Consider the following 14,338-nt stretch of genomic DNA (forward strand, 5'->3'; position numbering starts at 1 on the left):
GCTTAGGTCTTCGCTCTGATCCGTAATTCGTAATTCTTAATTCGTAATTCTAACCTCCTTCAGTTCATACCCCTTCCCCGCTCTGTACACATATCTTTCTTCAGCAACAAAAGCAGCAGTTTTCCGGCCTTTCAGCACAGCTTTGATCTGGCTGGGCAGGGCGTCGGTATCAGCTGCATTGATGGTACCTTTCAGGGTAATGATGATGTCTCTGAAGTACGTTTTATTGGAGGGATCTACGCGGTATTCGCTGGTCCACGACGATTCCTGTTCTTCAGGATCTACCTGGGTTTTCGCAACGCCGTAGGCGGCCATGATCTGTTGATATCCGCCGTTGATACCGGCAACGAGGTAGTAGTCTTTCGTAAAGGGCCCGCCACCCGGACCATTCGAATGAGGAAGTACAAAGGCGTATTGATCTTTACCAATCAGCAATGGCCGGGGAGTAGGGCATTGCGCGAAGGCGCCGTATGAGGCGATGGCAGGTTGATACATACGCAGTTTCCAGCCCTGGTCGGTCAGCACAAATTTGGCGAGGCCCAGGAGGCCGCCGGTAAAGCGGGATACCTGGAGGCCTTCGGCATCAAATACAGAGTGGTTAAACGCCACTACTTTGTATTGCATACCGGAGGAATCTTTAAAATCCATCACGTTGATGACACGGGTAGCTACTCCATCCCGGAAGGGGAAGGCCTCTACTTCTTCCTGGTTTGCATCGGGATAAACTTTGGATTGGCAGGTTTTGCATTCCCAGTTCACCAGCTCATCTTTTCCTTCCTTTCCATAGGAGCGGCTGTAATACTTGCCGGGAAACAGCTGCAGCATGGCCTTCTGAGCATCGAAGGTACCCGCCAGCAGCAGGGTGCGGTTTTGAAGAATGGTGTCGCTGACATTCTTTTTTACCATATCCACACCGCCTCCGGTTTGGGCGGCAACATCAACAACCAGCCCACAAAATAAAGTGGCTGTAACAAACAATCGTCTGATCATAGTTATATCGTATTTAAATAGCTGTCTGCTGATAGCAACTAAAGGCTAAAGGCTAACAGCTTTCAAAGGTACGTATCCGTGTTAAAAAACCGGCAGTAACCTTACCTTTGTCCGGTTAATTGGTTAATTTGATCACAGGAGGATACCCAGATGATAGAAGATATACAATTACAGCTGCGGACGGTGAACGTAACCCGATATGTAACTCCTTTGCGGGAAGGTGGATCGCTGCCGGCTATCGCGGAAGCTGACGACGACTTCCTTTATGCCCTGAAGTTCCGGGGGGCCGGGCAGGGCGTAAAAGCGCTGATTGCGGAACTGATAGGTGGAGAAATTGCCCGGTTGCTGGGCCTGAAAGTACCGGAAATTGTATTTGCCAATCTCGATTCCGCGTTTGGACGTACAGAACCGGATGAGGAAATTCAGGATCTGCTGAAGAAAAGCGTAGGGCTGAACCTGGCGATACACTACCTTTCGGGCGCCGTTACTTACGACCCTACCGTGAACAAAATACCTTCTCCCCTCGCCTCTCAGATTGTGTGGCTGGACTGTTTGCTTACCAACGTAGACCGTACACCGCGCAACACCAATATGCTGATGTGGCGGAATGAGCTGTGGCTGATCGATCACGGCGCTTCTCTCTATTTCCATCACTCCTGGCAGAACTGGCAGGAACAATCTGTACGGCCCTTTGTGCAGGTGAAAGATCACGTATTACTGCCACAGGCCGGCGACCTGGAAAAAACAGATGCCGCCTTCCGGCTGCTGCTCACGCCGGAGCGTATACGTAACGTTGTACATCTTATTCCCGACGAATGGCTGACCGCCGATAATACCGACACAGCGGAAGAAAGAAGGGAAGTATACTATAACTTTTTAATCAACCGGATCCAACACTCCGGAATTTTTGTAAAAGAAGCACTGCATGCAAGAACAACACTTATATGAATACGCCGTCATACGCATAGTACCCAGCGTAGAACGCGAAGAATTTTTGAATGTTGGTGTGATCCTTTATTGCAAACAGCAAAAATTCCTGCAGGCCGTTTATACCCTGAATGAAGAGAAACTGGCTATTTTTTCTCCGAAGACAGATATCAATATGATCCGCCCTTACCTCGATGCCTTCGTAGAGATTGCCAAAGGCGGACCTTCCGGCGGGCCTATCGGCCGGCTGGATCTTGCTTCCCGCTTTCGCTGGCTCACGGCCACACGTAGCAGCGTAGTACAAACCTCCCGTGTACACCCCGGGTTTTGCCATGAAAATGCAGCAGATACTTTGAAGAAATTGCTGGAGCAGTTGGTATTGTAGAGAATTACTTCCTCTTCTTCCTCAACAGGGCTACCATCGCCAGTAATACCAGCACACCGGTAAGCACTGCTATAGCCAGCAGCCAGTCACTGTCGATCGTAACAGGAGCCGGGCTATCCAGCAGGGAATAGCATAGATGAGAGTTATGGAGTTTAGTCATTAACAGCTTTGCTTAAATATTGTCCTACTACCGGGCAGCAAAATATATTGCAATTTTATGGCGGCCACCATAAAATCAAAAGTAACAGGAATAAAATTGATTCCAAAACCGCTTAAAATATTTTAAGCGATTTAATGGTAATCCGGCTCACAGCAAAGCTTAAAAATAGTAAAAAGACAGGCTACTCTGTTCGCATACTTTTTACAGGGTTGGTTAATGCTGATTTCACAGATTGGAAACTGACCGTGCACATAGCTATAAACAGCGCAATAACGCCGGCCAGAATCCATACCCGTATTTCGAAATCAGTAATAAGCAAATAAAGAAAATAGTAATATGTCCGCTTTTAATATGGGGCTGTCCGGATGCGGACATAAATAGCTGCTGACGGCTTGTAGCTAGAAAACGATCGTCATTGCTCCACCGCCCGGAACAGTCAGCGGCAGCTGTTTGCCCTGGTAACGGAGGTTAAAGGAACCGGCGTTGCTGCTATCGTTTAATACAATCAATACTTTTTTTCCATCGGGCCTTTTAAAAGCCACGCTGCTGAATACTCCGCCATTATTACTACCGATCCTTACCGAACCCGCCGGCACGAATTTAGACGCCTGTGCCACGATGTAATAGGCCGGATTCCTGGTAATAGTGTTCCCTGCAATGGTTAATGCGCCTTTACATTCTGTGCAGCCACCCGGAGTATGTGGTCCGTAAGCAGGATCATTGGCCAGGTTCCACTGCAGCGCAATCCGACTATAATTCCGCATAGATCCAATGATCACATTCTTCATATGCCATTTAAAATCATCTGCAAATGAGCTCTTTGAGCCGGTCCATTGCTCCGTGAAATAAAGCGCCTTGTCAGGTGCGGCAGCATGTACGGTACTTAAAGCGCTGATATCGCCGGAGTACAGGTGAAAAGCACTGCCATTCACGTATTTAGCCGCAGCCGGATCAGCCAGGATGGTAAGCGGATAATCGGGATGATCACAGTTATGATCATATACGATGATCTTTGTTGCCAATCCGTTTTTTTCAAATGCCGGTCCGAGATTATTCTTTATAAAATCCCGTTGCTCGGTGGCTATCATTTTCAGGCTGGGATTATTATCGGGATTCAGCGGTTCATTTTGTACGGTAATAGCGTCTACCGTTACACCGGCAGCTTTCATTTCCTGTATATACTTTACAAAATATTGTGCGTATGCATCGTAGTATTTCGGCAACAGCTTTCCTCCTTTGGTAGCGCCATTGTCTTTCATCCAGGCGGGTGGGCTCCAGGGAGATGCCAGTATCTTCAGCGCCGGGTTCATGGCGAGTATTTCTTTTAACAGCGGGATCAGCCCTGTACCACCGTCCATATCAGGCTTCAGGGAAAATGAATCCAGTGCCAGGTCTGTTTGCCCGGGGGGCATATCATCATAGGAAAAAACAGCTGTATTCAGATCGGATGCTCCCAGGCTGATACGCAGGTAGCTTACGCCTATGCTGTTAGCGTTATTACCAAACAGCTCCTGCAGCAACTGCTTTTTGGCGTTTGCCTCCATTGCATTAATCACCTGTGCGCTTCCGCCTGTCAGCGTATAGCCGAAACCGTCTATCTCCTGGAAAGTCTGCGTGGTATCTACCTCTATTATCGTATACCCGTTGGCGGTAGTATCCGAAAAACGGAGCGAATGGTTTTGTTCTTTCAGTAGTTGTTGCTGATCGGCCGTACTGATCCAGTAGCTGATACCTCCACCCGAGGTATCAGACAGGTGCGCCGGGCTGTTATTCCCCTGTCTGCCGGTACAGGAGAGCAGGAATAATGCAATACCACCGGCAAGCAGGGTGCTGAGCATGTATTTTTTCATATCTCGTTATTTTAAGCGAAAGGCCCGGATTGTCCAGGCCTCTGCACTTTCATTTTTCAATTTCAGGTTATTTATTAATGTTAGGATTACTATCTATTTCATCCTGCGAGATAGGGAAATAAAGTTTATCCGCAGTAACGTTGTAATTCAGTGAATTGCCGTTTCCGTCTTTCACGGCATTCATCACCTGGATGGCCCTGTTGGTGCGCATCAGGTCGTACCAGCGCTGGCCTTCGAATGCCAGTTCCATCTGCCGTTCCTTCTCCACGGCCAGTCGCAGCTCAGCCTGTGTGCTGGCTGGCGTATCGCCCAGTTTGGCACGGTGGCGGACCTTATTGATATAGAATTGTGCACCGGAAGCATTATCCAGTTTATTCAGCTCTGTCAGTGCTTCTGCTTTCAGCAGTAATATGTCTGCATAACGCAGGCGATAGGTATTGCTTTTCCCATCCGGATCATTGTATTTGCAGATCACCGGAACAGGCTGCTGCCAGTAGTCATCTTTCCAGCTGGTATTTACAAGTCTAACGCTACCTGCTTTACGTACCGCATCGCCTTCTGCATCCCATACCGCAATGAGCGCATGAGCGGGTATATTGAATTTTTTCCAATCTCCCCACATAAACGGTGTATTCATACCCGTTACCCAGTTCTGATGCAGAATACCATCGAACTGTGTTTCCCAGATGGATTCCACATTGTTTTTATTGGAGACAGCAAACAGGCTGGTAAAATCTGCTACCAGGTCGTAACCACCGGCTGTTACGGCATCACAATAGCTGACTACTTTATTCCAATCCGGCTTTGGCTGCTGGGCATATGCCTTTGCCAGCAGTGCATTTACGCAGCCTTTGGTAACAATGCCTTTGTTATTGGAGGGAGGCGTTTCACGTACACGGCTCAATGCGAACTCCAGGTCTTTAATGATCAGTGCGTACACGGAATCAGCCGGTTTTTTGGGTACGTACATGGCGGACAAATCCGCGGGAATGCCGGTAATAATGGGTACTTCTTTCCAGGACCTGATCAGATTAAAATAATGCCAGGCACGCAGGAAAGATGCCTCTCCCAGGATCTGCTGGCGGCGTGTATCTGTCAGCCCCTGGTCCTGCAACGTTGGTACCAGCGCCAGTACGAGGTTACAATTCTTGATATCTGTATAAAGATAGTTCCAGTCTCTTTTGATGTTACCGTTCACGGAGTTGACAGCAAATTTATCTATCCCGAAATTGGCCGGGTTATCACCGCCTGCATAACAGTTATCCGAACTCACATCTCCATTTACCAAAAAATCGGATGTGTAGTATTCATCATACAGGTTATCGTAAGCCCCTGTCAACAAGGTTTCTGCCGTTGCTGTTTCTGAACTGGAGATAGGTTTCTTATCCAGGAAGTCTTTTGTACAGGAAGCCATTGTTGCCATACTAAGAACGCCGGACGCTATATATTTAGTCAGTTGTTTCATAATCGGAATAATTAATTTTTAAGATCAAAACTCAGCATTCAAACCAAAAATAAAGGCGCGCGCCTGTGGGTAAGTACCGTAGTCAACTCCCATAGAAGGCCCGTTTGAGGCATCCCGGCTCACTTCCGGATCTATTCCCTTATACTTTGTAATGGTGAAGAGGTTCTGCGCTGTTACATACACATTCAGGCGACCGATACCGGCATGTTTCAATAATCCGTTGGCAAACTTGTAGCTCAGCGTGGCTGATTTAAGGCGCAGGTAGGCGCCGTTTTCCACGAACCGTGACGATACAAGGCTGTTGTTGGTATTGTCTTTCTGCGCTCTGGGAATATCTGTGATATCGCCTGCCTGTTTCCATCTTCTCAATACTGCAGTGCTTTGATTCTTTGAATCGTACAGGCCTTCCAGCTCTATGCGGGAAGCGTTGAAGATGTCGTTGCCATGTACACCCTGGAAGAATACGTTCAGCTCGAAATTCTTATAGCTAACGGTATTCGTTAACGCATATACGAAATCGGGCTGCGCGTTGCCGATCCAGGTGCGGTCGCCGTCGGATATGCTCTTGCTGCCGTCCAGATCTTTGTACTTCATATCGCCGGTAGCGGGGTCTACTCCTTCTGCGATATAGCCATAGAAGGCGCCCAGCGGATGACCTGGTTCTACGCGGATAGCGTTTCCTCTTTCGTAAACACCGCCGTACGACAGTGAAGGTGTGGTGCTGCCGAGACTAAGCACTTTGTTCCGGTTAAAGGAAATATTACCATTGATATTCCACCTTACAGCCTTATCGATGGCCAGTGCGCCAATGCTCAGTTCCACGCCTTTATTCTCGATGCTGCCAACGTTGTAACGCTGCGAGCCATACCCGCTGCTGGGAGGTGTTTGTACAAACACCAGCAGGTCAGTTGTTTTCTTGATATAGGCATCCAGGTTAACGGTGAGCCGGTTGTTGAGCATACTGGCGTCGATACCCACGTTGCTCTGCGCCGTTTTTTCCCAGGTCAGCCCGTCTTTGGGAAGATTGCTCTGTGTTAAACCTCCGGTGGTGGTAGGCGCAAAAAGCAGGCGCCAGTCGTAATCACCGATGGCATCATTACCTGTTTTACCCCAGCCGGCACGCAATTTCAGATCTGATACAAATCCTTTGTTGAAGAAATGTTCATTGGAAATGCGCCATGCACCGGCCACTGAAGGGAACCAGCCATAACGGCCTTCCGGTGTGAAACGGGAAGATCCATCGTAGCGGAGTGTGGCCGTGAGCAGGTACCTGTCGTCGTAACCATAGTTTACACGTCCGAGGTAAGAACGTTTTGCCCACTGCGACTTCGTAGTACTCTGTGTTTCCCGGATGGTAGATCCACCCAGTGTGGGGATCTTATCGCTGCTGTATCCTTTGGCGGCATCATCCGTGAGGTTGTAGTTAGATTCCTGCATGGTATGCCCGATCATGGCATTCAGGTTATGTTTGCCGAACAGTTTGGTATAATTGAGGGTATTTTCCCATAACCACACGAAACGCTCTACCGACTGCGACTTACCATACCCTTTCTTTTCATTTCTTCCGAAATCAGTAGAAAAAGGATCCAGGAAATAATCGTAGCGGTATCCTTCAGATTCCACGCCCAGGTTAGAACGGAAATGCAGTTCGGGGATAATGGTAAAATCTGCGCTAACGTTACCCAGGAAGCGGTTGTTGATAGCTTTTTGTTTAGGTGCAAAAGCATAGGCAATTGGGTTCTGCCAGCTCTTCTGGTTAGGGTTGGCGGTATAGCTGCCATCTGGATTGTAGATGCCGATGGTAGGTGGGGAAGTCAGTGCTGCGAGAATGGTTCCGCCTTTAGCCACACCATTGTTATCAGGCACATCCACATAAACCGAGCGGTTGAACGAAAGGTTCGAAGCCAGTGTGAGCCAGTCTTTCACCCGGTTGTCGATATTAGCCCGTACAGAATAACGATCGTAATCAGCCGGCGCCACCACACCTTTCTGTTTCTGGTAGCCACCGGATACATAATAGTGTCCTTTATCCGTTCCACCAGATACGCCTACCTGGATGTTCTGTTCCCTTCCGGTTTTGAAAGTTTCTTTCTGCCAGTCGGTGTTTGCAGTACCATCGGCCGTAAAGCCCATCTCTTTCATCAGGTCTTTGTACTGATCTACATTCAGCACATTTATCTTCTTTGCAAAATCAGACATACCGGTATAGGCATTCACAAATACTTTCGACTGGTTAGTACCTTTCTTAGTAGTGACCAGCACCACACCATTCGCACCACTTGCCCCGTAAATGGCAGCAGAGGAAGCATCCTTCAGTACGGAATAGCTTTCTATATCAGCAGGGTTCAGGAAATCGATATTCTGTACAATCACACCATCTACCACATACAGCGGATCATTGCTGGCGTTCAGCGAGGTATTACCGCGGATGCTTACAGACATGGCAGCGCCGGGTTTACCGCTCGGTGCTGTTACGACCACGCCGGCAGCCTGGCCCTGTAAGCCGGCAGCAGCGCTCACGATAGGCCTGTTTTCGAAAGCATCGGATCTTACGACGGACACTGCGCCGGTAATATCTTTCTTACGCTGGGTACCATATCCCACCACCACTACTTCATTCAGCCGGCTATTTTCGGCAGCCAGCTTTATGCTGATATTCACCTGGTCTCCTACCGATACTTCCTGTTGCTGATAACCGATAAAAGAAATCACCAGTACCGCCTGTTTATCCGGCACAGACATGGTAAAGCGGCCATCCACACCGGTAGTAGTTCCCACACTACTCCCCTTGATGCGAACGGTAGCGCCGGGAACCGGATCGCCGTTTTCGGCCAGTACCCGGCCGGTGATGACAATATCTTTACGGCTCTGATCCGCAGGCGCCTGGTACAGCAGTATCTGCTGGTTATCGATCACCTTAAAATCGATACCCATCGGCTTCAGTACATCATTGAAGAACTCTTTCAGCTGCCTGGCTTCGAGCTGACAGGATATTTTCTGGTTTACATCCACCATATCGCTGCTATAGGTAAAGCTCACGCCTGTCTGCACCCTGATCTGGTTCAGCAGTTTCCGCACGGACATTTGTTCCGCGGAAAGGGAAATCGGTTTTTCCAGCACCGATTGCGAGTTAACCTTGTTAGCATACAGCGAGAGTGAAAAAGCAGCAGCTAGCATTAGTTGGATGGCTGTTAATCTCATAACGTAGTAGATTGCGGCAGCAAATCGCTTTTTTTTCATAACTTGTGTGGCTTTGTTTTCGTTAATGTTAGATTACGGACATAGGGCACCTTAACCGCTGCAAACGGTTATTTTCAAAAACTGGTAATGCGCTATCATTACCAGTTTTTTAGCTACAGGCTAGTAGCTGTTCTTTATATATATTGTTGTTCCCTTCACTTCGTAGGAGGCCTGAATAGACTGACAAATAATATCCAGCTTCCCGTATAGATTTTGTTTGGTTATATCTCCTGTAAAATGACGTTTTCTGAGTTGTTCATTATCCGTTTCAATGGTAATGGCATATGTTTCTTCCAATGCGTGCAGTACATCTTCCAGTGGTGCTTCTTCGTAAGCAAATGAAACTGTTCTGGCGACTTCCACCGGCTTTGGATCATCGACCAGTGAAGTAGTAAACTGATTATTCTCTGTTTTATAGGTCACCTTTTGATTAGGTGTAATAATAATGCCTCCGGCAGATGGGATAAAGGCGGCGGTGTCTTTCTTCCTGTGCTCATACACCGACACCTTTCCTGTAACCACCGCTACTTCTACCTTATGATGCTCTTTATCATGACTCACCTGAAAGCTGGTACCCAGCACTTCTGCCAGCACGCCCTCGCTGGTGTGGACGATAAAGTGCCGGCTGGCATCCGGCGCCACCTCGAAAAACGCATTGCCAGACAGGAATACATCCCGGGTATTTTTCCTGAAAACGGGCGGATAATACACCTGGCTTCCTGGTTCCAGCGTCACAATAGAGCCATCGGCCAACGCCACATGCTGGTTTTTATCGCTTTCATTGTATTCGTATACATATTCTGCCGGTACCTGCTCTTCGGTAAACATCTCCTTCCGGGGTGCTGCTCCGCGGCGTACCAGCCAGTAGGCCCCCAAAGCCGCCACCACGGCCAGGCATCCTGCCAGCGCGAGGCGATAAATACGTACTGGCCGCATTTTCACCACGGGCGCCTCTTCCTGTGCCGCCGTAGCTGCCACATTTGCCCAGATCCGGCTTTCTATCTGCTGCTTCTCCTCATCGGAAATGCTGATCTCACTCTCCTCTATGAAAGACCTGTACCAGGCCAATACCAGCTTTTCTTCCTGTGGTGTACATCGACCCAAAAGGTATTTCTCCAGCAGGTCGTCGAATTCATATTGGCTCATGGAATCAGTTTATCTGATTATATTGACGCAGAGATGGAAGGAACCCCTAAAGGGATTTTAACTTTTTTTTAGAAAAAAATTGGGTATATGAGTATGGCAGCCAACTCACGCTTAATATGCATTCGGTTCTGCCATTGATGATAATGTTCTTTTGCAAAAATGCAGGGCCAGCAGGGGTATACAAATTATTCGCCGCAAATTTGCGGCGAATAATTTCTCTTTTTGCCGCAGAAACAATACGTAACCATTGAAAGACCATCGTTTGCCTGTCAAAAAAAACGCCGTCTCAAAGGTACTTTGAGACGGCGTTTATAAGATGACCCTGCCAGTTCTTATCTCCCCATAAATTTCCACGCCATATTCTTATACTGTACTTTCAACCCATACTTATTGTCGGTGGTCACCTTTCCAATCCATTTGCCCTTCGCATCTTTCTTCGCAGCAAACTGGTAAGTCATATACTTTCCCTGCTGATATGCATAGGTTTCCCCATCATCGTCATACACCTGCGAGTTGCTTTCTGCGTCCCCGTAATGGCGAAGTTCCAGTGGCAGGGTTTCGCTCTGTACGGGTGTATGCAACACAGGCGGCACCATAGGTATAATACCACCATCCTTTACATATAAAGGGATGTGATCCAGGCCTGGCGTGATTTCTATCACTTCGCCATTACCCACATACTGGCCGGTGTAAAAATCGTACCATTTGCCGCGGGGCAACACTACTTTTCTTTTCGTTTCCCCGGCAAACATAGGCGCCACCAACAGATAATCGCCCAGCATGAACTGGTCTTTGATGTCTTTACGAAGCGCTGTCCGGTACGGGTTTTCAGTGGCATCCAGCTTGCCTTCTTCCGTGGTATACTGAAAAGTAAAACCCTCTTCCAGGTTCATAGCTCTCACAGGAGGCTTACCTTCCAGGTAGTACTGCGAAAAAGTGGTATAGATATAAGGGAACAGTTGCATTCTCAGCAGCGCAACATCCTTTACCTGTTTTTCAACTTCCGGAAAGCTCCAGGGTTTGGTGCCATCGGCCCAGGCATTGAGCATTGCCATGGGAGAAAAACAGGCCGACTGCATACGCCGCAGCCATTCTTCTGCAGTTTTGGAAGCTCTTACCTCCGGCGTCCACAACACGCCAATAAAGCTACTGTTACACAAAGCTGTGATAAAATCCCGGTGATTATAGTAGTCATTGTATATGACATACGGGAACGAGGATGCACCGGCATTGGAAGCGCGCACCAGACCATAAGTTCGCTGGCCTTTCTCCCGGAACCATTCCGTGGTCATCCGTTGCATCAGCAGTCCATATACCTGACGCATCTGCTCAGCATCCGCGCCTGATGGAAAGGTAGCAACATCCGGCCATAGCCAGTTATCAACGCCATCCACTTCATCAATTTTGTAGCCGGAGACACCAATATCGAGATGCTGCGTACGGAAAAGATTTTTAAACAGCTGTCTTGCCTGTGGCAGCGTGAAGTCGGGCACCAGGCCGTTCCATACGGTATGTGAACCCGACAGGAGCTTTACACTGTCATAAAGTGCTGAAGCAGGCGAGAGGTAAGGGTTCAGCCAGAGGTTGAGGTGAATACCTTTCTCCCGCATCTCTTTCACGAAACCAGCCGGATCGGGAAATCTGGATTTATCCCATTCGAAGGTGCAGGGATACGCTTTGCTCTGCCAGCCAGGTTCCAGGCCAATGAAGTCGAGCGGGAAACCATGTTCTCTGAATGCAACTGCTTCTGCTTTTACCTGTTCGGCCGTATATAACGTAGGTGTGCGTTGCGTAAAGCCTAATCCCCATTTCGGAGGTAACACGCCGCCACCATTGAACAGATTATAGCGCTGTACTACTTCCATCGGGGTTTTGCCGGCAAAAACATACACTTCCGTGCCTGCTGCAGGCACCAGCATTTCCACGGCGTCTGAATAAGGTTGTGCGCTCCATCCCGGATCTGTATTGCGGTCATATACCTTCGGAGGATGCTGACTGTCTTTACGTACAGCCGTTCCCGTATACACATCGATGTAACGTGCGCTGTTAATCAGTACACCATATCCTTTGCTGGAAATATAGAAGGGAACCGGCGCATGCGTCCGGCCGTTGTCTGTTCCACCATAGTGATCCATATGCAGATGCAGTACCTGTCCTCTCCGGTTGACGGTTTTAAATTGAAGACCTAACCCGTATATCTGCTCATCCTCCTGTAAAGGAAACCGGAGATGAACCTTTCCTGCTGCGGACGCCGCAAAACAATCAGCCGGGGAGAACGGGAAGTCCCGTTCTCCTAATTGTTGCAATGCTTCTTTCCGTGGCTGGATGCCGGCAGTTCCCAGCAGGTCTATCTTCTCCGGATTCCCTACAACGGCTTTCCATACTCCGGGTGCCACCGGTTCCCAATGTAACGCTAACTGTTGCGCCTGTACGAAATATCCTGCCAGGAGGATATAGATGAAACATATCACTGATCTCATTATCAAGAATTTTATTGCAATGGGTCAAAAGCGCCCCCTTCCCATCCCAGGGTCTGTTGCAAGTGGCTGTTTAGCTCCAGGTGAGTAGTGGGGATAGCGTAAAAGTAATAATTGCTTTTAAAGTTAATAGGAAACACTTTGTCTACCGCTACCAGCGAGTCTTTGAAGTAAATGCTGTAACGCTGGTCGAGGTTCACGGTATCCCGTATTTTATTAAAGTCCTCCTGTGGTATTTTGAGGGAGATCACCAGCCCGTGCCGCACAGTCCCGTTCAGCGTTCCTTCGAACAGTTTTCTCCTTCTCAGATCCCAGTAGCGTTTTCCTTCGTAGGCAAATTCTATCTTCCTTTCCAGCATAATGGCGTCCCGCATTTCAGCGGTGCTCATGGCTGCTTTCAGGCCATACATATTACTGCTGCCGGCTATTATACCGGCCCTGTTCCTGATTGCTTTCAGGATATCATATGCCTCATTCGTTTTGCCGGTTTCATTGGCGCATTCAGCGAGGTTCATCAATACTTCAGCAAAGCGTATCTCAATCCAGTCGGTGCTGCTGTTTTCTGTATAGAAAGGCGTATAACTCACGTCCACTGCTTTTTTGCAATAGAAACCTGTTTGCGTAAGGCCCTGTGATTCTGCGCCTACATAGTTCCATTGCCTGCGTCCGGATTTTCCGCTCAGCTCCCAGAGGCAGCCATTGTAGGCAATAGTAGCATTAAAGCGAGGGTCTCTGTTCAGCCAGTAATAAGTGGCATCGTAACCGGCTGCCGGGTCGGTAATGGGCAACCCGTTTTTCATAGGAAAGGCCTGTACCATTTCCAATGTAGGATGATTGGCGCCGGTGGCGTTCTGGGCTTCGCTCAGCGGGCGGGTAGCCGCATTCCAGTTATTCACCCGGTCGGGGTACGCATAACGGCTTACAAACACTACTTCCTTATTCATTTCATTGAACCACATGGTGGCGAAATTATCATACAGCCCAAACCCATCCGCTTCCAGCGTTTCCCTGGCCGCTTTGTTGGCGTCATATGCCGTTTGCCATCTTGCCTGGTCATTGGAAGGGTTGAACTGCGGGCTGGCATAATACAACAATACCCTTCCTTTTAAAGCCATAGCAGCTCCTTTCGTGATTCTGCCGGCGTCGTTACCGGTCCAGTTATGCGGCAACAGACCAGTGGCTTTATCCAGGTCGGCTACGATCTGGCTGATGCATTCGGAGGTTTTATTTCTCGATACCAGCAGGTTATCGGTACGCTGCTGCGGCTCCAGCACCAGGGGTACACCTCCGTAAAGTCTTACCAGTTGAAAGTAACGCCAGGCCCTTAAAAACAAGGCCTGTCCTTTTAGCGGGTCCTTTATTTCCGTACTTAAGGTGCCGCCATCTATCTCCTTCAACAGGATGTTAATATTTCTGATGGCGTCATAAGGCCATGAATCAATGGAATTGATCGTTAACTGACCATACATGATAGCATCGCCTCCGGGCGCTTCGTCTGAATTGGCGGCAATATCATTATCCCATCCGGGAAGGTTATCTGCATACAATTTATTTACAAAAGCGGTGGCCAGCCGGGTATCATTCCATACGTCGGACTGGTTAACAGCGCTCAGATCTTTTTTCTCCAGTATCTTGCTGCATCCGGTAAAACCAATGAGGAGGATTAGTGTGTATATAGCTGTGTATCTGTATTTCATA

The 14,338-nt window shown here is 48.5% G+C and carries 10 protein-coding genes; 2 read left to right on the plus strand and 8 right to left on the minus strand.

Annotated elements, in window-relative coordinates; translation table 11 throughout:
• Window positions 1–36: 36 nt before the first annotated feature.
• Window positions 37–990, minus strand: a complete 954-nt coding sequence (locus UNH61_RS22555; RefSeq protein WP_326994270.1) for a hypothetical protein — start codon at window positions 988–990, stop codon at window positions 37–39.
• Window positions 991–1,140: 150 nt separating this feature from the next.
• Between UNH61_RS22555 and UNH61_RS22560 the strand changes: the two genes are divergently transcribed.
• Complete coding sequence (locus tag UNH61_RS22560) at window positions 1,141–1,938, plus strand: HipA family kinase (RefSeq protein ID WP_326994271.1); 798 nt, start codon at window positions 1,141–1,143, stop codon at window positions 1,936–1,938.
• Window positions 1,916–2,302, plus strand: a complete 387-nt coding sequence (locus UNH61_RS22565; RefSeq protein ID WP_326994272.1) for a DUF3037 domain-containing protein — start codon at window positions 1,916–1,918, stop codon at window positions 2,300–2,302. The genes UNH61_RS22560 and UNH61_RS22565 overlap by 23 nt, the downstream gene beginning before the upstream one ends.
• A gap of 4 nt (window positions 2,303–2,306) precedes the next feature.
• On the opposite strand, the gene UNH61_RS22570 is transcribed toward UNH61_RS22565, so the two are convergent.
• The 7 genes from UNH61_RS22570 to UNH61_RS22600 form a co-directional block, all read right to left on the minus strand.
• A complete protein-coding gene (locus tag UNH61_RS22570; protein WP_326994273.1) occupies window positions 2,307–2,462 on the minus strand; it encodes a hypothetical protein in 156 nt (51 codons plus the stop codon).
• 398 nt (window positions 2,463–2,860) lie between these two features.
• On the minus strand, window positions 2,861–4,312 hold the full coding sequence (locus UNH61_RS22575) for a glycoside hydrolase family 30 beta sandwich domain-containing protein (protein WP_326994274.1): 1,452 nt from the start codon (window positions 4,310–4,312) through the stop codon (window positions 2,861–2,863).
• Window positions 4,313–4,379: 67 nt separating this feature from the next.
• Entirely contained in the window at window positions 4,380–5,777 is a 1,398-nt protein-coding gene (locus UNH61_RS22580; protein ID WP_326994275.1) for a RagB/SusD family nutrient uptake outer membrane protein, read from the minus strand.
• Between the two features lie 24 nt (window positions 5,778–5,801).
• Complete coding sequence (locus UNH61_RS22585) at window positions 5,802–9,017, minus strand: TonB-dependent receptor (protein WP_326994276.1); 3,216 nt, start codon at window positions 9,015–9,017, stop codon at window positions 5,802–5,804.
• Between the two features lie 120 nt (window positions 9,018–9,137).
• Window positions 9,138–10,163 carry a FecR domain-containing protein gene (locus UNH61_RS22590; RefSeq protein WP_326994277.1) on the minus strand — a complete coding sequence of 342 codons (1,026 nt, stop codon included), beginning with the start codon at window positions 10,161–10,163 and terminating at the stop codon, window positions 9,138–9,140.
• A 332-nt stretch (window positions 10,164–10,495) separates the two neighbouring features.
• Window positions 10,496–12,643 carry a TIM-barrel domain-containing protein gene (locus UNH61_RS22595; protein ID WP_326994278.1) on the minus strand — a complete coding sequence of 716 codons (2,148 nt, stop codon included), beginning with the start codon at window positions 12,641–12,643 and terminating at the stop codon, window positions 10,496–10,498.
• A gap of 11 nt (window positions 12,644–12,654) precedes the next feature.
• A complete protein-coding gene (locus UNH61_RS22600; RefSeq protein ID WP_326994279.1) occupies window positions 12,655–14,337 on the minus strand; it encodes a RagB/SusD family nutrient uptake outer membrane protein in 1,683 nt (560 codons plus the stop codon).
• Window position 14,338: the final 1 nt, after the last annotated feature.

This window comes from Chitinophaga sp. 180180018-3 (genome assembly GCF_037893185.1).
Taxonomy (GTDB): Bacteria; Bacteroidota; Bacteroidia; order Chitinophagales; family Chitinophagaceae; genus Chitinophaga.